Origin of the sequence: Mesorhizobium sp. B3-1-7 (genome assembly GCF_006439385.1) — a bacterium.
GTDB lineage: Bacteria > Pseudomonadota > Alphaproteobacteria > Rhizobiales > Rhizobiaceae > Mesorhizobium.
In genome coordinates this window covers 1-20,556 of record NZ_VFTL01000005.1, presented here as the reverse complement: position 1 = coordinate 20,556, position 20,556 = coordinate 1, and the positions used below count along the sequence as shown (strand labels likewise).

At 62.5% G+C, this 20,556-nt stretch carries 18 protein-coding genes; 10 read left to right on the top strand and 8 right to left on the bottom strand.

Annotated features, from left to right (window positions below; translation table 11 throughout):
• Window positions 1–19 precede the first annotated feature (19 nt).
• The 4 genes from FJ417_RS05420 to FJ417_RS05400 form a co-directional block, all read right to left on the bottom strand.
• A complete protein-coding gene (locus FJ417_RS05420) occupies window positions 20–1,912 on the bottom strand; it encodes an ABC transporter ATP-binding protein/permease (RefSeq protein ID WP_181183157.1) in 1,893 nt (630 codons plus the stop codon).
• Window positions 1,913–2,268: 356 nt separating this feature from the next.
• Window positions 2,269–2,766, bottom strand: a complete 498-nt coding sequence (locus tag FJ417_RS05415) for a DUF6252 family protein (RefSeq protein WP_140782759.1) — start codon at window positions 2,764–2,766, stop codon at window positions 2,269–2,271.
• Between the two features lie 510 nt (window positions 2,767–3,276).
• Window positions 3,277–3,957, bottom strand: a complete 681-nt coding sequence (locus tag FJ417_RS05405; RefSeq protein ID WP_140782758.1) for a DsbA family protein — start codon at window positions 3,955–3,957, stop codon at window positions 3,277–3,279.
• 40 nt (window positions 3,958–3,997) lie between these two features.
• Window positions 3,998–5,818 carry an extracellular solute-binding protein gene (locus tag FJ417_RS05400; RefSeq protein WP_140782757.1) on the bottom strand — a complete coding sequence of 607 codons (1,821 nt, stop codon included), beginning with the start codon at window positions 5,816–5,818 and terminating at the stop codon, window positions 3,998–4,000.
• A 295-nt stretch (window positions 5,819–6,113) separates the two neighbouring features.
• Between FJ417_RS05400 and FJ417_RS05395 the strand changes: the two genes are divergently transcribed.
• Entirely contained in the window at window positions 6,114–6,734 is a 621-nt protein-coding gene (locus FJ417_RS05395) for an invasion associated locus B family protein (RefSeq protein ID WP_095765425.1), read from the top strand.
• A 97-nt stretch (window positions 6,735–6,831) separates the two neighbouring features.
• On the opposite strand, the gene hspQ is transcribed toward FJ417_RS05395, so the two are convergent.
• Entirely contained in the window at window positions 6,832–7,155 is a 324-nt protein-coding gene (gene hspQ / locus FJ417_RS05390; protein ID WP_181182136.1) for a heat shock protein HspQ, read from the bottom strand.
• 213 nt (window positions 7,156–7,368) lie between these two features.
• Here hspQ and FJ417_RS05385 point away from each other — a divergent pair, with 213 nt between their 5' ends.
• Entirely contained in the window at window positions 7,369–8,331 is a 963-nt protein-coding gene (locus FJ417_RS05385) for an AEC family transporter (RefSeq protein WP_140782756.1), read from the top strand.
• Here FJ417_RS05385 and FJ417_RS05380 read toward each other — a convergent pair.
• The gene (locus FJ417_RS05380) at window positions 8,308–9,519 is read right to left on the bottom strand and encodes a UbiH/UbiF family hydroxylase (protein ID WP_140782755.1); all 1,212 of its coding nucleotides are present in this window, start codon (window positions 9,517–9,519) and stop codon (window positions 8,308–8,310) included. The two genes, FJ417_RS05385 and FJ417_RS05380, sit on opposite strands and share 24 nt — an antisense overlap.
• 101 nt (window positions 9,520–9,620) lie before the next feature.
• Here FJ417_RS05380 and FJ417_RS05375 point away from each other — a divergent pair, with 101 nt between their 5' ends.
• From FJ417_RS05375 to FJ417_RS05340, 8 genes are all read left to right on the top strand, one after another.
• Window positions 9,621–10,511: a DUF2182 domain-containing protein gene (locus FJ417_RS05375; protein WP_140782754.1), complete on the top strand. Its 891-nt coding sequence runs from the start codon at window positions 9,621–9,623 to the stop codon at window positions 10,509–10,511.
• A 13-nt stretch (window positions 10,512–10,524) separates the two neighbouring features.
• Complete coding sequence (locus FJ417_RS05370; protein WP_140782753.1) at window positions 10,525–11,139, top strand: DUF1326 domain-containing protein; 615 nt, start codon at window positions 10,525–10,527, stop codon at window positions 11,137–11,139.
• On the top strand, window positions 11,136–11,954 hold the full coding sequence (gene pcsA, locus FJ417_RS05365) for a phosphatidylcholine synthase (RefSeq protein WP_181167066.1): 819 nt from the start codon (window positions 11,136–11,138) through the stop codon (window positions 11,952–11,954). Before FJ417_RS05370 ends, pcsA begins: the two co-directional genes overlap by 4 nt.
• Before the next feature lie 130 nt (window positions 11,955–12,084).
• The gene (locus FJ417_RS05360; protein WP_140782752.1) at window positions 12,085–13,062 is read left to right on the top strand and encodes a quinone oxidoreductase; all 978 of its coding nucleotides are present in this window, start codon (window positions 12,085–12,087) and stop codon (window positions 13,060–13,062) included.
• Between the two features lie 244 nt (window positions 13,063–13,306).
• Window positions 13,307–14,884: an ABC transporter ATP-binding protein gene (locus FJ417_RS05355; RefSeq protein WP_181182730.1), complete on the top strand. Its 1,578-nt coding sequence runs from the start codon at window positions 13,307–13,309 to the stop codon at window positions 14,882–14,884.
• The gene (locus tag FJ417_RS05350; RefSeq protein ID WP_140782750.1) at window positions 14,881–16,011 is read left to right on the top strand and encodes an ABC transporter permease; all 1,131 of its coding nucleotides are present in this window, start codon (window positions 14,881–14,883) and stop codon (window positions 16,009–16,011) included. Before FJ417_RS05355 ends, FJ417_RS05350 begins: the two co-directional genes overlap by 4 nt.
• Window positions 16,011–16,931 carry an ABC transporter permease gene (locus FJ417_RS05345; RefSeq protein ID WP_140782749.1) on the top strand — a complete coding sequence of 307 codons (921 nt, stop codon included), beginning with the start codon at window positions 16,011–16,013 and terminating at the stop codon, window positions 16,929–16,931. Before FJ417_RS05350 ends, FJ417_RS05345 begins: the two co-directional genes overlap by 1 nt.
• Window positions 16,932–16,982: 51 nt before the next feature.
• A complete protein-coding gene (locus FJ417_RS05340) occupies window positions 16,983–18,050 on the top strand; it encodes a BMP family ABC transporter substrate-binding protein (RefSeq protein WP_140782748.1) in 1,068 nt (355 codons plus the stop codon).
• 80 nt (window positions 18,051–18,130) lie between these two features.
• Here FJ417_RS05340 and rimO read toward each other — a convergent pair whose 3' ends face one another.
• On the bottom strand, window positions 18,131–19,444 hold the full coding sequence (gene rimO, locus FJ417_RS05335) for a 30S ribosomal protein S12 methylthiotransferase RimO (RefSeq protein WP_140782747.1): 1,314 nt from the start codon (window positions 19,442–19,444) through the stop codon (window positions 18,131–18,133).
• A gap of 180 nt (window positions 19,445–19,624) precedes the next feature.
• Complete coding sequence (locus FJ417_RS05330) at window positions 19,625–20,311, bottom strand: TerC family protein (RefSeq protein ID WP_140782746.1); 687 nt, start codon at window positions 20,309–20,311, stop codon at window positions 19,625–19,627.
• Window positions 20,312–20,556: the final 245 nt, after the last annotated feature.

The window sequence follows — 20,556 nt, the reverse complement described above, 5'->3', positions numbered from 1 at the left end:
TAAAAGCTTGGCCTGACTGCTATTTCTGCTTCAGCCGGCGGAACCGCAGCCATTTGTCCTCGGCCGGCCGCGGCGGCTGGGTGAGGATGGTGGTGAGCTCGCGCGGCAGGCTGGGAGCGAGCGGCTTCTTGGTGGCGACGCCGTCAGCGATCGCGACCACGCTGTGGTAGAAATCCTCGCCCGTAAGCGAGCGCGGTGGCACTGCCTCATGCATGACGCTGATGACGGTGACGTTCGCGCAATTGTCCTTGATCGCCTGGTGGAAGGCGATCTTGCCTTCGGGATCGAGCGCGCCGGTCGCCTCGTCGAGGAACAGAAGTCCGGGCTGCCGCAGGATGATGCGGGCGACCACCAGCTTCTGCTTCTGGCCGCCCGAAAGCACCTGGTCCCAGACCTTGCCCTCACGGCTCTCGTCGGCCAGGTGCCCGATGAAGTCGCCGAGACCGGCCTTGTGCAGGGCTGCGGCGACCTGCGTGTCGCTATGGTCGTTCTCGGAACCCGGCAGGCAGACGAGCTGCTTTAGCGAGACCTGCTGCAGCTTGACCTCCTGGGCGGCGTAGAAGCTCGTCACGCCTTCCGGGAAAACGATGGTGCCGCGGCCATATGGCCACAAGCCATTGATCGCCTTGATAAGCGAAGTCTTGCCGCAGCCGGACTCGCCCTTGAGGAAGGTCCATTCGCCGCGACGGAAACGCAGATTGGCGGCGCTGAGGAAGGGCGTCGCATCTTCGCCCTGATGCGCCAGCTCGAGCTTCTGGATGGTGAGGCCGAACACGGGATTCTGGGTGGCGTAGCTGAAGTCGGAGCGGCCGGTCTGTTGATAGAATTCCTGCGGGTGCTGGACGTTCTCGATGGCGTTGGCGAGTTCGGTGACGCGCTGGCTGTTGGCCCGCAGCGTGGCAATAGCCGGCATCACATGGATGAACCACGAACACTGGCTGATCAATTGGGCGACCATTTCGGAGCCGGTGATGTAGCCCTTGTAATCTAGGCGGTTGTGGATGAACGACACGAGGCCGGGCGAGTAGGCAACGATGCGGGCGCCGACGAAATTGTAGATCAGCTCGAACGACGTGTAGCTGGTGTTGACGATGTTGAGCCGCCCCCATGTATTGTCGATATCGACATAGAGCCGGTCATGCATCGACTTCTGTACGCCCTCGCCATGCGAGGCGGCGACGTGGAAGCTGCGGCGCAGGAATGTCGTCAGTTCGCTGCGGTAGCTGCCCTCGGCCTGCTGCATGCGCACATTGAGCCGCTCGAGCAGGCGCCCGAGCTTGACCGCGATCCAGGTGTTCAGCGGCACATAGATGGCGACGGCAAGGAATGCCAGCACCGCGGTGCCGTAGCTGCCCAGGAATTCCAGGCCCTTGACCTCGACCGAGGACCCAATCAGGTTTTCACCGATGAAATAGAGCGAAGTCGCGACACCCAGCACGCCCATGGCAAGCCCGATGGCGCCGCCGGTCATGTCCTTGATCGATTCCTGGATACGCTGGTCGATGTTGTCCGGAGCGACGATGCCGCCGGCCGCCGAACCGTGCTGGGCGTGGAAATGGGTATGGTTGCCGTCGAGCAGGGCCTGGTTGAACTGGTTGTCCAGCCAACCCCGCCATTTGCGATGCAAGGTCGTTGAAACGAGATTGCGCACGCCGGTGAAGCCGGCATCCTTCAGCACGACCAGCAGCACCAATATGCCGGCATTGGTCAGGATGGTCTGCAACGGATGGGTGTTGGCGGCGTCGTGGAGGAAGGCGATCGAATTGCCCAATTCGCCCAACGCCACGGCAAACCAGACGCCAGCCTTGCTGGACAATGCCGTCAGCAGCGCAATGACGACGGTGAGGGTCCAGGCTTCCTTCCACCGGTTGGAGAACCAGTAGGCTCGCATCAGCCCCCAGAATGTACGCATCGACGATACCGGCGTGAGGGACGAGGTCTTTGCCTCGCTGGATGTTTGCTCCGGTAATGTACGTTGCGGTCTACCGACCCAAGTCACGATCCCGCCCAAACCTTTCTAGTTTTGTTACACATGGTAACACCAATTGATCATTTTCCATTAATTTTCTGCCGGCGAATGTGAACAGGGTTACCCGCCGTGGCCCGAGGGCAACAGAAAGGCCACGCCGAGGGGGCGCCTATCGAGCTGATTTCGTCTTTTATTCCAGCGCGTTAAAGACGATTGCGCCAGCCGGCGGCAACCTTCCCTTGGGGAAGCGGAAAACACGGGTTTGTGAATGGAAAAGAGGTATCCGCAGGCCGGGATGGCTACTGGGCGGTGACCGGAATGCCCGAAAATCTACCGTCAATGAGATCTTCGCGCTTGCCCGATTCGTCTTTTCCCGACGCGCTGAAATGACCGGAAACGGTCTTCGCGGCGGGATCGTATTTGTCGACGACGATCTCGCCGCTGGCGAAGCGGACATGGCCGACCATGGCGCCGGAATCGAGAATGTTGAAGCTGGCGCTGTTCGCGGACGACCCGGTCTTGAGCGGATAGGTGCCGGCAAAGTCGTTCGGATCTTTCAAAACCAGCATCGAATTGAAGGTCATGGTCGGCGAGCCCTGTTCTGTTCCCGACAGGTTCAAAACCGGCTTGCCGCCCATCTGCATCGTCTGGGCCAAGGTAAAGGACGCCGTCCAGGGTTTGCCTTCGAAGGTCGCCGACATAACGGCTTCCTCGGCCGATACGCGCTGCAACGACAATGGGAGCCCCAGGGCAAAAGGCAAGGAGAGCAGCAACAATGCGCCACGCCTGACTGCCATTTATGTCGCCCTCAAATCAGCCAAACCCCTCTCAATCCTAGCCCAGCGCCGTGTCCGAGGCGATTCACCAGATCGTGTTCGGCCAGGACGGGCATGATTTTGACAACACGCCGTCCGGCAACATCGGGTGCATTTATACGCCGAAGGGCGGCACCAGCACCTGCCAGCCGTAGGATGGCGGCCGGAGCTTTCCTGCTTACGCGTCGAGCCCAGCTACGTCACCGTAATCCTGGGGCCGAAAGGGCCGGCGACACTGATCAAGAATCCCGGCGAGCAGGGCTGTTGCAGCGAGGTGACCAAGCTTGGCTACGGCAACAGCTGGAGCAGGGGGCCGTTTTCCTGCCAGTCGTCGACGAAGGGCTTAAGCTGCACGGGCAGCAATGGCCATGGCTTCTTCCTGAGCAAGGCCAATGCGACCGCGAAGTAGGAGCACGATTCCAGGAAAAGCGCGCGGCGTCAGGTTGGGCGGCTTCGCGGCAGCCTTCCGCCCCGATTGCGCGGAAGGAGCATTCAGTTCGCGGTTTCGAGCTCGCCGCGCGCCTTGGCCTGGGCCACCTGGCGGATCGCGTCGGCAAGCGTGTCGGCATCCTGCGCGCCCATCACCGCGTATTTGCCTTCGAGCAGGAAGCAGGGAACGCCGGTGATGCCCATGCGCGAAGCTGTGGCGATCTCGTTGCGGACGGCCTCGACATCGGCATCGGTCGGCAGCAGCGTTTCGACCACAGACGCATCCATGCCGGCCTCGCCGGCGGCCTTTATCAGCACCGCGTGGTCGCCGATGTTCACGCCTTCCTCGAAATTCAGCTGGAAGAGGCGGCGCACCAGCCGGTCCTGCACATCTTCACCCGCGGCGCCCGCCCAGCGGATGACGCGATGCGCGTCGAGCGTATTGGCCGCGACCTTGATGGCGCCAAATGCAAAATGGATGCCCTCGGCCTCGCCGAGCGGCTCGATGCGCGCGTGGATCTGTTGGATGCGTTCCTCGCTGCCAAACTTGCCGAGCATGTATTGACGGCGATCCATGCCCGCCGACGGGATGGTCGGATCGAGCTGGAACGGCCGCCAGCTGACATGCACGTCGACATCGCTTGCAGCAGCAATGGCCTTGTCCAGCCGCTTCTGGCCGATGAAGCACCAGGGGCAGACAACATCGGACACGACATCGACGGTGATGGAGTTCTCGGCGCTCATGCTCGTTTCCTTTTTGGTCCCGATTATGGCTGGGCTTGCCTCAGTTGGGCTTTCGCCACCAGGTCGGCAGCTGATAGCCGAATATGGGGGTCTTTTGCGGATGTTCCAGATAACTCCAGTAAGCAAGCCATTGCTGCGTGTTGTATTGCATCGGCACCAGGTAGTTGCCCGAGATCAGCAGCCGGTCGAGCACGCGCACCGCCGCGACATAGTCTTCCTTGGTGCGGCCGTTCAGCATGGCGTCGATCGCGGCGTCGATCGCCGGATCGGCGACGCCGGCGAGATTGAACGATCCTTCTGTCTTCGCGGCGATCGATCCCCAACGGCCGAGCTGCTCGCTGCCGGGCGACAGCGAATTGCTGAAGCCGCTCGTCCCTATCAGAACCTCGAAGTCGAAACGCTGCTTGCGCGACTGGATCTGGTCGCCGTCGAGGGTGCGGATGCCGACGTCGATACCGATCTTCTCCAGCGTGCGCTGGTAGACGGCCGCCAGCCGCTCTTCGTCCTGCGATGAGGTCAGGATCTCGAAGCCGAACGGGTTTCCTTGCGCGTCGAGCATCTTGCCGTCCTGCACGTGGAAGCCGGCGCTCTTCAACAATTCGAAGGCCGCTTTGAGCACCTTGCGGTCCTGGCCCGAACCGTCCGTCACCGGCGGGCGCCAGGTGCCGTCCATCACATCTGGCGGCACGCGGCCGGGATAGGGTGCAAGCAGCGCCTTTTCACGATCGTCGGCCGGGTGGCCGAGCGCCGAAAGCTCGGAATTCTGCCAGTAGCTCATGGTGCGGTTGAACTTGCCGCCGAACAGGTTCTTGTTCGTCCATTCGAAGTCGTAGAGCATGCCGAGCGCGCGGCGGACAACGGGATTCTCGAACTTCGGTAGCCGGGTGTTGAACAGGAAGCCGGTCACCACCGGGGGAATGCCGGTGTTGAAATATTCTTCCTTCACATCTCCCTTTCGGAAGGCCGGAAAGTCGATGTCGCGCTCACGCTTGACCGGATCGGTCTCGTCATCGAGGGCGCAGATTCCTTTCTTGAACGCTTCCGTCTTGGCGTTGGCGTTGAGAAAATACTCGATGGTGATCCGGTCGAAATTGTCGAAGCCGCGTTTCGACGGAATGTCCTTGCCCCAATAGTCCGGGTTGCGCTTGAAGACGATGCGCTGCCCCGGCAACACCTTGTCGACGGTGTAGGGCCCGCTGCCGATCAATGGCTTCAGTGTGGTTCTGTCGAACGTGTCCTTGTCGAAGGCGTGCTTAGGGACGATCGGTGTCAGCGCGACGATCATCGGGAATTCGCGGTTGGCCTTGTCGTTGAAGGTGAATTTCACGCTGTGGTCGCCGGTCTTTTCCAGCTTGGCGATCATGCTCATGCGGTCGCTGTAGGGCGGGCGGCCCTTGTCGGTGAAGACGTCATAGGTGAACAGCACGTCCTCCGGAGTCACCGGCTGTCCGTCCGACCATTTTGCGTTGGGGTTGAGATGGAACTCGATCGACTTGCGCTCCGGATCCATGTCGGCGCTGTCGGCAAGCAGTCCGTAAAGACTGAAGGGCTCGTCATAGTTGCGCTGCATCAGCGGCTCGAAGACGAGATTGCCGTAAACGGTATCGATCATGCCGCGCGCCGTCGTGCGCAGGCTTTTCAGGATGAAGGGGTTGAGGTTGTCGAAGGAGCCGACGACGCAATAGGTGACGCTTCCGCCTTTCGGCGCGTCCGGATTGACGTAGTCGAAATGCTGGTAGTCGGGCGGCAGCGCCGGCTCGCCTTGCATGGCAATGCCGTGCTTCGGCCCCGACTGTGCCGGAAGGAGCGAAAGAGCCAGAAACGAGGTCGCGGCGATCAGCCGAACGAGAACGCGGTCCATGACCGTCTCCTTGCCGGGCGGCTTTGTGATTCGCCATGCACCGTAGAGCATTTCGCCACCCGATTGAATCGGTGCCCGATTGGGAATCGGGTTCGGCGGCTCGAGCGCCGATCGACGCTCGCCCCCGGAAGAGGAAACCGCGAAGAAATCGCGGAAACCGGGCTGGATTCGACGCCGCTGGCAGTGTAACACGCGCTCCGAAGTCATCCTGTTGCCTCATTTGGGCAACAGGTAGCTGGACCACACGGCACGAAGAAGCCGGTCCCCGGGATCATTTGAGAGGAAAGTGCACCATATGACGATCAACGCGTACCGCCTTTCGGTGCTGGCCGCAGGCGTGGTCGGCGTTCTGGGCGCCGGGCTTTTCACCGCCTCGGCTCAACAGCAGCCGCAGATCCCGCAGGGCTGGTTCAAGGCCTGCACCAAGCAGGAAGACGTCGACATCTGCAATGTGCAGAACATCGTCACCGCCGGCAACGGCCAGCTCGTCACCGGCGTCAGCCTGATCGAGCTCAAGGGCAAGGTGAACCGCAAGGTCTTCCAGGTTACGGTTCCGACCGGCCGCCTTGTGCCTCCGGGCATTGCGCTCCAGATCGATGCCGGCAAGGCGCAGAAGCTCGACTATGTGATCTGCTTCCCGGATCGCTGCGTCGCGGAAGTGCCGCTGAGCGACCAGCTCGTCGCTTCCTTCAAGAAGGGGCAGGGGATCACGCTCACGTCGATCAACTTCCAGAACCAGCCGAACCCGATCAAGATCGCGCTCACCGGCTTCAGTGGCGCCTATGACGGCCCGCCGCTGCAGCAGTCGGACATCGAGGACCGGCAGAAGAAGCTGCAGGACTTCGTCGCCAAGAACAATCAGGACTTCGCCAAGAAGCTCAAGGACGAGCAGGACAAGGCCAAGACCGCGAACTAATCGCGGAAGCGTGTTTCTCGGAAAACAAAAAAGCGGGGCAAATGCCCCGCTTTTTTGTTGTCGCCGCGCGGCGCGCGTTGAGCAACATTCGTTGGCTTCAGTGCCTCGACTGGTGCTTTGGCTCGTAGCGGCCGTCCGGCAGCTTGTCGAACATCTCGCCGATCTGCGGATGCCGCACCGGCTCGCCCGACCGGTCCTCGAGCAGGTTCTGCTCGGACACATAGGCGATGTATTCGGTCTCCGAATTTTCCGCCAGAAGATGGTAGAAAGGCTGGTCCTTGCGCGGACGCGCGTCGGCGGGAATGGCCTCGTACCATTCCTCGGTGTTGGCGAATTCGGGATCGACATCGAAGATCACGCCGCGGAACGGAAACAGCCTATGGCGAACCACTTGTCCGATCGAGAATTTGGCCGTTTTCATCACGTTCACCACTTAGGTTCCGAGGCGCCTGTCGTGGCTGCGCGCAAGGCGCCTAAGACCTTGAATTTACACGTCACCCGGCCAAAAATCGACCCCGACTTTCGGCTTGGTGCCTATTTGGCGCAGACGCTGCGGCAATTCAATAGCCGAACTCCTTGACCTCAGCCGAAGCAACGGGTTAGCCCGCACGGGAGTTTTCCCGCCCGAGCGAAAATGTCTGACATCATCGGTCTCGTTCTTCCATTCTTCGGCATGATCTTTGTCGGTTTCCTGGTGGCGCGCATCACCAAGCAGCCGCTGGAGGCGCTCGGCTGGATGAACATTTTCATCGTCTATGTCGCGCTGCCGGCTTTGTTCTTCCAGTTGCTAGCCAAGACGCCGTTCGAGCAGTTGACGGAGTGGAGCTTCATCCTCGGCTCGCTGATCGCCACCTACGCGATCTTCACGCTGATGTTCGCCTGGTCGGTCTTCGTTTCCCATGACGGGATCGCGCCGGCGACGATCACCGCCCTTGCAGCCGCTTACGGCAATATCGGCTATATGGGACCGGGCCTTGCTTTGCTGGCGTTCGGCGAGCAGGCGGCGGTGCCAGTGGCGCTGATCTTCTGCTTCGAGAACATCGTGCATTTCACCGTCGCGCCGATGATGATGGCGTTGTCGGGCAAGGAGAAAGCGCCGCCGCTCCAACTGGCGTTCGGCGTCGTGAAGAAGATCGCGCTGCATCCCTTCATCATCGCGACGGCCCTTGGCGTCGCCGCCGCCTATGTGGAATTCCGGCCGCCGCTGCCTGTCGATCGCTTCCTCGACTATCTTGCCCGCGCGGCCGCGCCTTGCGCCTTGTTTGCGATGGGGGTGACGCTGGCGCTCAGGCCGCTCAACCGCGTGCCGAACGAGCTTGCATTGATCGCCGGGCTGAAGCTGGTCGTCCACCCGCTGCTTTGCTATGTCGTGCTGAGCTGGATCGGCAATTTCTCGCCGACCTGGGTCTTTTCCGCCATGCTGCTGGCGGCTCTGCCGACGGCGACCAACGTCTTCGTGATCGCGCAGCAATACGACGTGTGGGTGCAGCGGGCTTCGGCCAGCGTGCTGATCACGACATGCCTTTCGGTGGTGACGGTGACCTGTCTGCTCTACGCGATCCGGCACGGAATCCTACCGGCCGACCTCTTTCCTTAAGCCGCCCGCAATCGCGCGAAAACCGCTGCCGGGCCGCAGTCCCTCGCGCATGAAGAAGGCGCGCAGCGGGGCGAAGCCGCCCAGCGCGTTGAGGCCGGCGCTGCGCGCCAGCTGCGCCGGTAGCATGTCGGACAAGAGCGACATGTTGAGCAGGTTCACCGCGCCGCTGCGCGCCCATATGTCGGGCCGGCGCCTCGTGTCATAGGAGGCTAGGCTTCGGCGTGATCCGGGATCGCTGCTGTTTTCACTCGCGATTCCAACCAGATCGTCGATATCCCTGATGCCGAGGTTGAGGCCTTGGGCGCCGATCGGCGGAAACACATGCGCTGCCTCGCCGACCAGCGCCACGCGGTTTTGCGCGAAGCGACCGGACGAGGCCGCCGACAAGGGATAGACCTGGCGGCCCGGCTCGACCGAGACCCGGCCAAGCATCGATTGCATCTGTTCCTCGACACGCCCCGACAAGGTTGTATCGTCGAGCGCGGCAAGCTCCTGCGCCGTTTCCGGCTTGACCACCCAGACAAGGCTCGAGCGCCTGCCGGGCAGCGGAACCTGCGTGAACGGCCCTGTTTCGGTGTGGAACTCGGTCGAAACGAAGCCGTGCTCGCTGCGGTGGCTGAAATTGAGCACGAGCGCCGATTGCGGATAGGGCCGCGCAGAGGCGCGAATGCCGGCGGCTTCCCGCGCCGGGGACAGGCGACCGTCGGCGGCGACCGCCAGGGACGCGGAGATTTCGCTGCCGTCGGCCAGCCGGGCGCGGGCCTGATTGGCGTCGAGGCGCCATGACTCGACAATGGATTTCAGCCATTCGACGCCGCGATGGGCTGAAACGGCCTTGGCGAGGAGGGGGATCAGAACCTTGTTCGGCAAATTGAGTCCGAACTGTTCCTCGCCGATCTCGCTGGCGCGAAAGGTCACGGTCGGGCTTCGGATCAACCGGCGGGTTGCGTCGACGATGCGCATCACCTTGAGCGGCGCGGCCTGCGGCTTCAGTTCGGCAAGGATGCCCAGCCGGTCAAGAACCTTAAGCGCTGGATTCATCAGGGCGGTGGTGCGGCCGTCGGCGGTATTGGCCTCGGGGCCGACCAGCGTCACATGAAAACCGGCCTCGGCAAAGCCGGGCGCCGCGATCAAGCCGGCCGGACCGCTGCCGGCAACCAGGATGCGGGCTTTGTCGTTGTGCTCCACGCCAAGCTTCCACAATGCGAGGCGACCCGTCGGGCCTTTATGCGGATATAGGGCAGATCAGCCGGCTTGATCAACGCGGCGATTCAGCCCATTCGATTGTCATGAGCGGCGAGCAGCATGATTTCAGCCATCTCGACCGCGCGGGCCGGGCGACGGCGGGCGTGGCGCGCAGCCCGCGCCGCGCTGTCATGCTGACGATCGGTATGGGCGTCGCTCTTGCCTGGCTCCTGCTCGGCGCGATGGCGATACGCGGCGCTGAAAGCAGCCCGGCCGGCGTCCCCGGCGACATGCTGCTGAAGAATCTGCCGACCCTGCCGTTGCCGAGTATTCTGGACCGGTTCTTCGCTCTTTGCCTCGCGCCCGCGCCGCTTGCCGGCCCGGCCGGCCTGCAGGCGTCGGCGCTGGTGCTGATGTGGTTCCTGATGGCCGTGGCGACGATGCTGCCTTCGGCGGCACCCTTGATCCGCACCTATTGCGAAATCGCCGACACGGCGAGAATCAAGGGCGAACCCGCCGTTCATCCGCTGGTGCTTGTCGCCGGATACCTTACCACATGGCTTGGCGCATCCGTGGGCTTCACGCTGTTGACGCTTGCGATCTACGCCTTTGCCGGTTCCGGCCGGATGCTCGATCCCGCCATCGGCATTGCCGGCGCCGCTGCTCTGCTTGTCGCCGGCCTCTATCAGTTCAGCGGCCTGAAACAGGCATGCCTGGAAAAGTGCCGCAACCCGTTCTCGATCCTGTTCGCCAACTGGAGCGCCAAACCAGCCCGCATCTTCCGTTTGGGGCTGGAGCAGGGCGCCTGGTGCCTCGGTTGCTGCTGGGCGCTGATGCTGGTGATGTTCGCCGTCGGCGCGATGAACGTCTTCTGGATGGCGTTGATCGGCCTGTTCACCCTGATCGAAAAACAGATCACCGGCAGGGTGGTCAGCCGGGTTGCCGGTGCGATACTGCTTGTGTGGGCGGCTGCCCTGCTATTAGTTTCGGCGTGAGGGGGAGAATTCGATGAGCGACCAAAGCTGGGCAATGAAAGGGGAGTTGGTACTCTCCTGCAATTGCACGGTTTTCTGTCCCTGCGTGCTGTCGCTCGGCAGCCATCCGCCGACCGAGGGTTACTGCCAGACCTGGGCCGGCTTCCGCATCGACGCGGGCCATTTCGGCGATGTCGACCTGTCGGGCCTCAATCTTGGCCTGATCATGGAAATCCCCGGCTATATGAGCCGCGGCAACTGGACGGCCGGACTGTTCATCGACAAGCGCGCCTCGGTCTATGCGGTGAAGGCGCTGACGAAGATCTTCACCGGCAGGGCCGGCGGCACGACATCGCTGCTGTCGATCCTGGTCGGGAAATTCCTCGGCGTTGAGCAGGTACCGATCACCTACGAGACGCGCGACAAGACGCGCGTCTTCCAGATACCGAAGATCATAGACGGTGCGGTGACGCCAATTCCCGGCAAGGATCGCGAGAAGGATACGGTGATCACCAATTCGGAATATTGGATCGCGCCGGAAATCATCGTGGCGAAGTCCGACAAGAGCAAGATGCGGGCCTTCGGCCGCAACTGGAATTTCGCCGGCCGCTCGGCCGAAATCTGCAAGCTGGACTGGCGGGGACCGTGAGCAAGAACACAGCGGCCAGGAAGGCAGCCAAGAAGATCGCGGAGCGGCTTCCGCTGCCGAAAAAGAAGGTGACGTGGCCGCAGGCGCGCGCTTTCTCGGTTCATCTGCTCACCGCATCAGGATCGTTCCTTGCCTTCCTGTCGCTGGTGGCGGCGAGCGAGGAACGCTGGACGGCGATGTTCTGGTGGCTGGGGCTGGCGCTTTTCGTCGACGGCATCGACGGCCCGATCGCCAGGAAGCTCGAGGTCAAGGAGATCCTGCCGACGTGGTCGGGCGAGCTCCTCGACAACATCATCGACTATGTCACTTACGTGCTCATACCGGCCTTCGCGCTCTATCAGCGCGGCTTCATGGGTGAGAACCTGTCCTTCCTGTCCGCGGCCATCATCGTGGTCTCCAGCGCGATCTACTATGCGGACACCGGTATGAAGACGAAGGAGAACTTCTTCAAAGGGTTCCCGGTTGTCTGGAACATGGTGGTGTTCACGCTCTTCGTCATAGAGCCGGGCCAATGGGTGTCTTTTGCAGTTGTGGTGGTCGCAGGCATTTTGACCTTCCTGCCGATCAATTTCATCCATCCGGTGCGCGTCGTGCGGCTGAGGCCGGTCAATCTCGGCATGACGCTTTTGTGGTGCGCCTTCGGCGCGCTGGCGCTGGCGCAGGCAGCACTTGCCGCCTTCTACGACAAGATCGGCGTGCTGGGAGAGCAGGTTAACAGCTTCACCAAGATCGGCATCACGATCACCGGCCTCTATCTCGCCTGCATCGGAGGCGTCATGCAGATGTTTCCCAATCTGGGCACCAAGAAGTCCTGATCCTGGATCTGGATGACATTTGTTGAATGGTCATCCTGAACTTTTGTTGGAGCATGGTCTTCCCCGACGACAGGCGCGCGGTCATGCTCCAGATCCTGTCCATATCCCATATCCTTCAGAGAGTTGAGCGATGTCCAAGGCAATCCGCATCCACGCCAATGGCGGTCCCGAAGTCCTGGCCTATGAAAATGCCGATCCGGGCCAGCCGGGAGAAGGCCAGATCCTGATCCGGCACACGGCGATCGGCCTCAACTTCATCGACGTCTATCACCGCTCAGGGCTTTACCCGCCACCCGGCGGCTTTCCGCTGATCCCGGGCGGCGAGGCGGCAGGGGTCGTGCTGGCGCTCGGTATCGGCGTCGACTGGCTGAAGCCCGGCGACCGCATTGCCTATGCGGTCAATGTCGGGGCCTATTGCGAGAAACGGGTGATCGCCGCCGACCGTGTGGTCAAGGTGCCGGACGGCATCAGCGACGAACAGGCGGCGGCCATGATGCTGAAGGGCATGACGGCCGAATACCTCTTGCGCCGCACCTTTCCCGTCAAGGCCGGCGACACGATCCTCTATCACGCCGCCGCCGGCGGCGTCGGCCTAATCCTCGGCCAATGGGCAAAGCATCTCGGCGCGACGGTGATCGGCACCGCGAGTTCCGCCGACAAGATCGAACTCGCACGGGCGCATGGCTTCGATCACGTCATCAACTACAAGGATCAGGATTTCGTCGCCGGCGTCGCGGCGCTTACCGGCGGGAAGAAATGCGACGTCGTCTACGATTCCGTCGGCGCCGACACCTTTCCGGCATCGCTCGATTGCCTGCGGCCGCTCGGCATGTTCGTCAGTTTCGGCCAGTCGTCCGGGCCGATCCCGCCTTTCTCGATGTCGCTCCTGGCGCAGAAGGGCTCGATCTATGCGACCCGGCCGACGCTGTTTGTCTACAACGCCAAGCGCGAGGATCTGGTGAAGTCGGCCGAAGCGCTTTTCGACGTGGTCGAGAGCGGCGCCGTCGAGATCAAGATCAACCAGCGCTATGCGCTGAAGGACGCGGCAAAGGCGCAAGCGGATCTCGAAGCGCGCAAGACAACGGGAACGACTGTCCTCATTCCCTAGAGCGCTTTACACTTCGGCATCATGCCTTAGCCGGCTGCCCTGTTTTTCGGCGACTTGCCGTCCCCAAAGGCAGGGCCTTGCTCGAAAAGCGTTGTTGATTTGCTGTCGTTCTCTACGGGTCTATCTTAGCCCTTGAGTTTCCGCTGAAATTCTTGAAGCTCTTTCAAGTCGGGTGCTGCTTTCCGACTGGAGCCGGCCGCGCATACCATGCTTTCGGGAACACAGAACATATCTGGGAAACCAGATGGGAGGCACTGTGAGTGCAAATCATGACAGGGCGAACCTGCTTGAGGTTCGTGGTCTAACCAAGATTTTCGGCACGCTGACGGCGTGCGATCACATCGATCTCAATATCGCAAAAGGCGAGATCCACGCGTTGCTCGGCGAGAACGGCGCCGGCAAGTCGACGCTGGTCAAGATGCTGTTCGGATCGCTCGAGCCGAACTCGGGCGAGATCTTCTGGGACGGCAAGCCGGTCAAGATCACCAGTCCGGGCGTGGCCAAGAAGCTCGGTATCGGCATGGTGTTCCAGCATTTCTCGCTGTTCGAAGCGCTTACTGCGGCCGAGAACATCGCGCTTTCGCTCAATGACGGTTCGCCGATCGGCAGCATCGCGGCGAAGGCGAGGGCGCTGTCTTACAGCTACGGCCTGCCGCTCGATCCGGATTCGCTGGTCGGAGACCTCTCGGTCGGCGAACGCCAGCGCATCGAGATCATCCGCTGCCTGTTGCAGACGCCGCAGCTCATCATCCTCGACGAGCCGACCTCGGTGCTGACGCCGCAGGAAGCCGACAAGCTGTTCGAAACGCTGGAGCGGCTGCGCTCGGAAGGCAAGTCGATCCTCTACATCTCGCACCGGCTGGAAGAGGTCAAACGCATCTGCGACCGCGCCACGGTGCTGCGCCACGGCAAGGTCGTCGGCCATTGCAATCCGCGCCAGGAGACCGCCGCGTCGCTCGCCCGCATGATGGTCGGCAGCGATGTGAAGGCCGTGGTGCGCGCGCCGGCTGAAGGCATCGAGACGGCGCCGGCGCTGCTGGAAATCCGCGGACTTACCCGCAGGCCGGCGACCCCTTTCGCCATTCCGCTCAAGAACATCAACCTCACCGTGCGCGCCGGCGAAGTGATCGGCATCGCGGGCGTGGCCGGCAACGGCCAGGGCGAGTTCTTCGAATCCGTCTCCGGCGAAGTGCTGCAGCAGGATGCCGGCTCGGTCCGCATTCGCGGCAAGGACGCCGGAGGCCTATCGATCACCGGCCGCCGCCTGATGGGCGCCGCCTTCGTGCCGGAAGAGCGCCTCGGCCATGGCGCGGCACCGCGCATGAAGCTTTCGGAGAACCTGCTGCTCTCGCGTCACGCCACCGACGGCAAGGCTTTCGTCGGCTCAGGCGGCATGGTCAAGAACGGCGCGGTGTACAGCGCCGCGCAGCGCATCATCACCGCCATGGACGTGCGCAAGAGCGCGCCTGATCCGGAGGCGGCTGCGCTGTCGGGCGGCAATCTGCAGAAATTCATCGTCGGCCGCGAGCTCGACCGCAAGCCGAGCGTGATGGTCGTCAACCAGCCGACCTGGGGCGTCGACGCGGGTGCGGCGGCGCACATCCGCCAAGCGCTGATCGAGCTTGCCCGCAGCGGATCGGCGGTCCTCGTCATCAGCCAGGACCTCGACGAGTTGTTCGAACTGTCGGATGCGATCGCCGTCATGCACAACGGAGAACTGTCGGTGCCGCTGCCGATCGCCGAGGCGACGTTCGAGAAGATCGGCCTGTTGATGGGCGGCGCCGAGCCCGGCCACGCCGAACACAGCCTGGAGGTGGCATGATGCGCATCGAACTCGTCAAACGCCCGCAGCGCTCGGCGCTGTTCTCGATGCTGTCGCCCTTCATCGCCTTCGCGCTGACGATCATCGCCGGCGCCATCATGTTCGCCTTGCTCGGCGTCAATCCGCTCAACGCCTTCCAAATCTATTTCGTCGAGCCGATCAGCCAGGTCTGGCAGCTGCACGAGCTGGCGATCAAGGCAGCACCGCTCATCCTGATCGCGGTCGGCTTGTCGGTCTGCTACAAGGCCAACATCTGGAACATCGGCGCCGAAGGCCAGTTCATTTTCGGCGCGATCTTCGGCTCGATCATCCCGGTGCTGTTCCCGCAATTCGAAGGCCCGCTGGTGATTCCGCTGATGCTTCTGCTCGGTATGGTCGGCGGCGCGTTCTACGCTTCCATCCCGGCGTTGTTGAAGACCCGCTTCAGCACCAACGAGATCCTGACCAGCCTGATGCTGGTCTATGTCGCGCAGCTCTTCCTCGACTGGCTGGTGCGCGGTCCATGGCGCGATCCGCAAGGCCATGGCTTCCCGCAGACGATCCAGTTCGGCGATTCCGCTGTGCTTCCCGAGCTGATGCCGGATGCCGGCCGCGCCAATTGGGGCTTCGTCTTCGCCCTGGTGGCCGCCGTGCTGGTCTGGCTGATGATGAGCCGCATGCTCAAGGGTTTCGAGGTGCGCGTGCTGGGCTCCAGCCCAAGGGCAGGGCGCTTCGCCGGCTTCGGCTTCAACCGGATGGTGTTTTTCACCTTCCTTCTGTCCGGCGCGCTGGCCGGCCTTGCAGGCATCTCGGAAGTCTCCGGCGCCATCGGCCAGTTGCAGCCGGTGATATCGCCCGGCTACGGCTTCACCGCCATCATCGTCGCCTTCCTCGGCCGGCTCAATCCGCTGGGTATCGTGGCCGCGGGCCTGGTGCTGGCGCTGACCTATCTGGGCGGCGAGGCGGTTCAGAGCGCCCTCGGCATTTCCGACAAGGTGGCGCGCGTCTTCCAGGGCATGCTTTTGTTCTTCGTACTCGGCTGCGACACGCTCATCCATTACCGCATTCGCCTGATCGGCATGGCACTGACGAAGCCGAACGGCGCGGCGCAGCTCGAAGCGGCGCCCAAGCTCGAGGAGGCCCGCTGATGGACATCGCCGTCAACATCCTTTTGACCATTGCGACCGCGGCGACGCCGCTTTTGATCGCGGCGATCGGCGAGCTGGTGGTCGAGCGCTCCGGTGTGCTCAATCTCGGCGTCGAGGGCATGATGATCATGGGCGCCGTCGGCGGCTTCGGCGCCGGCTACCTCACCGGGTCGCCGTGGATCGGCCTGCTTGCCGCTATCATCGTCGGCGCGCTGTTCTCGCTGCTGTTCGCCGTCATGACGCTGTCGCTCGCGACCAACCAGGTGGCGACCGGCCTGTCGCTGACGCTGCTCGGTCTCGGCCTTTCGGGCATGATCGGCACCAGCTTTGTCGGCCAGCCGGGCGTGAGATTACCAAATCTCGACATCCCGGGGATCAGCTCGATCCCGGTCGTCGGCAGGCTGATCTTCGGTCAGGATCCGGTCTTCTACATCTCGATCGCGCTCACTGCGGCCGTCATGTGGTTCCTGTTCAAGACGCGCACAGGGCTTACGCTGCGCTCGATCGGCGACAGCCATACGTCGGCGCACGCGCTCGGCATCAAGGTCATCCGCTATCGCTACCTGTCGGTGATCTTCGGCGGCGCCTGCGCCGGCCTTGCCGGCGGCCACCTGTCGCTGGTCTACACGCCGCAGTGGGTGGAGAACATGAGTGCGGGCCGTGGCTGGATCGCGCTGGCGCTGGTGGTGTTCGCTTCCTGGCGCCCATGGCGGGTGCTGGCGGGCGCCTATATCTTCGGCGCGGTGTGGATCGGCCAGCTTCATGCACAGGCTTTTGGCATTCCGGTGCCTTCGCAGTTTCTTTCTTCGCTGCCCTATCTGGCAACCGTCGTGGTTCTCGTTCTAATCTCGCGCAACAAGCGGCTGACGATGATGAACACGCCGGCTTCGTTGGGGCAGCCATTTGTTCCGGATCGTTGACAACAACAAAAAGACGGGAAGCTCCAAGGCTTAACTCAGAGAGGTAACACAATGAAAAAACTGCTTATTGCGTTGATGACCACGACCGCGGCCCTGTCGCTGGCGGCAACCGCCGAGGCCGCCGACAAGCTCAAGGCGTGCTGGGTCTATACGGGTCCGATCGGCGACTTCGGCTATTCCTACCAGCACGACCAGGGCCGCCTCGAGGTCGAGAAGGCGCTCGGCGACAAGGTCGAGACCGCCTATCTCGAAAACGTGTCGGAAGGCCCGGACGCCGACCGCGCTTTCGAGCGCCTGGCGCGCGAGAACTGCAAGATCATCTTCGGCACCTCCTTCGGCTTCATGGATGCCGAAGTGAAGGTCGCCAAGAAGTTTCCCAAGGTGATGTTCGAGCATGCTACCGGCTTCAAGACCGGCGACAATCTCGGCATCTACAATGCGCGCTTCTATGAGGGCCGCTATGTGCTCGGTCAGATCGCGGCAAAAGAATCGAAAAAGGGCCTCGCCGGCTACATCGTTTCCTTCCCGATCCCGGAAGTGGTGATGGGCATCAACTCCTTCATCCTCGGCGCCCAATCGATCAATCCCGACTTCAAGGTGAAGATCGTGTGGGTGAACTCCTGGTTCGATCCGGGCAAGGAAGCCGATGCCGCCAAGGCGCTGTTCGACCAGGGCGCCGACATCATCGTCCAGCACACCGATTCAACCGCCGCGCTGCAGGTCGCCGAGGAGCGCAAGCTGCATGGTTTCGGCCAGTCGTCCGACATGATCAAGTTCGCGCCGAACGCGCAGCTGACCTCGCTGACCGACGAATGGGGCCCATACTATATCAGCCGCGTCCAGGCGGCGCTCGACGGCAGCTGGAAGCCGGACAATGTCTGGCTCGGCATCAAGGACGGCGCGGTCAAGCTCGCGCCCTACACCAACATGCCGGACGACGTGAAGGCGATGGCCGAGGCGACCGAGAAGAAGATCGCCGGCGGCTGGAACCCCTTCACCGGACCTGTCTCCAAGCAGGACGGATCGCCCTGGCTGAAGGACGGCGAGGTCGCCGACGACGGCACGCTGCTCGGCATGAATTTCTACGTCAAGGGCATTGACGACAAGCTGCCGCAGTAAGCGGCAAGCCGCGGAACCGAAACGAAAAGGGCGCCCCGGGCGCCCTTTTTCTGTGAAACTGCGAAGGTTCGCGTGGGCTGTCAGACCGCCGAGCCATAAAGGTCATACGCGTCGGCGCGGTCGATCTTGACCGTGACGATCTCGCCGGCGCGCAGCGGCCGCCGCGACTGGATGTGCACCGAGCCGTCGATCTCCGGCGCGTCGTATTTGGTGCGGCCTTTGCCGGATGTGCCGTGCGCCTCGTCGATCAGCACCGGCAGGCGCTTGCCGACTTTCCTGGCGAGCTGCGTTGCCGAGATTTTCTGCTGGCGCTGCATGAAACGGTGCCAGCGCGCTTCCTTGATCTCCTGCGGCACCTGCTCCAGCCCGAGGTCGTTGGAGCGCGCACCCTTTACCGGCTCATATTTGAAACAGCCGGCGCGGTCGATCCTGGCTTCGTCCAGCCAGTCGAGCAGCATCTCGAAATCGTCTTCGGTCTCGCCGGGAAAACCGACGATGAAAGTCGAGCGGATGGCGAGGTCAGGGCAGACCTCGCGCCAGCCGCGGATGCGGTCCAGCGTCTTTTCGCCATGCGCGGGACGGCGCATGTTCTTCAGCACCTGCGGCGAGGCATGCTGGAAGGGGATGTCGAGATAGGGAAGGATCTTTCCCTCCGCCATCAGCGGAATGACGTCGGCGACATGCGGGTACGGGTACACGTAATGCATGCGTATCCAGATGCCGAGCTTGCCGAGCTCCTCGGAGAGGTCGAGGAATTTCGCCCGCACCTCGCGATCGCCGAACATCGACGTCTGGTATTTGATGTCGATGCCGTAGGCGCTGGTGTCTTGCGAGATGACGAGGATCTCCTTGACGCCGGCCTTGGCGAGCTTTTCGGCTTCGCGCAGCACATCCGCGGCCGGGCGCGAGACGAGGTCGCCGCGCAATGCCGGGATGATGCAGAAGGTGCAGCGGTTGTTGCAGCCCTCGGAAATCTTCAGATAGGCGTAGTGGCGCGGCGTCAGCTTCACGCCCTGCGGCGGCAACAGGTCGACATAGGGATCGTGGCTGGGCGGGGCCGCCTCGTGGACCGCGGCCATCACGCTCTCATAGGCCTGCGGGCCGGTAATCGCCAACACATTGGGGTGCTTTTCGCGGATGACTTCCGGCTCGGCGCCGAGGCATCCTGTGACGATGACGCGACCGTTCTCCGACAGCGCCGAGCCGATGGCGTTGAGCGACTCGTCGCGCGCGGAATCGAGGAAGCCGCAGGTGTTGACCACGACGAGGTCGGCGCCGTCATGCTTGCGCGCGATCTCATAGCCCTCGGCACGCAGCCGCGTGATGATGCGCTCGGAATCGACCAGCGCCTTCGGGCATCCAAGACTGACGAAACTGACGCGTGGGGCGGACATGAATTTTGTTTTCCAAGAGATGAGAGCGAGATCGAGGATTGAGCCTCAGGCTCCGGAGATCGATCTACGCGCGCGGCTTTGAGCCATTTCGCGCGGCGCAATAGCACGCTTCGGCAGAGATGCAAACCTGCCAGCCGGCCAGGAAAACGGCGATGCGGCAAACGCTCGCCTGAAAGGGCGTCAGTGGCCGTCCGGCCCGAACCATGGCGCCAGGAAGGCAAAATGGTCGGGAAACTGCTGCACGGCGCCTCCCAGAAGCATGTTCACCGCGACATAGAGGATGATCAGCAGGCCGACATAGGCGATCCAGCGGTACTTGTGCAGCAGGCGCGCGACGAAGGATGCGGCAAAGCCCATCAGTGCGATCGAAAGGACCAATCCGATGATCAGCACCGTGGGATGCTTCATGGCCGCGCCGGCAACGGCGAGCACGTTGTCGAGCGACATCGAAACGTCGGCGATGACGATCTGCCAGGCGGCTTGCGAGAAGGTCTTGCGCGGTGCTTTGCCAGCGATCCTGCCGTCCTTGTTGTAGTCGCCGTTCGACAGCGCTTCCGTCGCGTCGCGCTCATCCTCGTGGCTGACGCGCAGCTCGCGCCACATCTTCCAGCACACCCACAGAAGCAGGAGCCCGCCAGCGATGAGCAGCATCGGGCCGATGCTCAGCAGCCATTGCGTGATCAGGGCAAAGATTATGCGCAGGACAGTGGCTGCCGCGATGCCGACCAGGATGGCGCGCTTGCGCTGATCCGCGGGAAGCCCGGCCGCCGCCAAGCCGATCACAATCGCGTTGTCGCCCGCGAGCGCGAGGTCGATTGCGACGACCTGGAGGAGAGCTGAAAGGCCTGCGGCAGTGAATATTTCCATCGACTAGAAATCCTTGCCAGAAATCAGCGTAGCCCTTTATCGAGACGGCCCTAAAGGCATGGTCCATCGGCGTCAAGGCGCAGGTTTGGACATCGCCGGAAAACAACGCCGGCGGCGCAAGCCCTCAAGGATTTCGGGTGGTCGCCGGCAAGGCGGACACAACCGAAAGCTAAAGCGCGTCGCGCTGAAGCGGATTCAGGCGACGCGCTTTAAGGCTTTGTTTTCATGCATGTCGTTATCGCAAA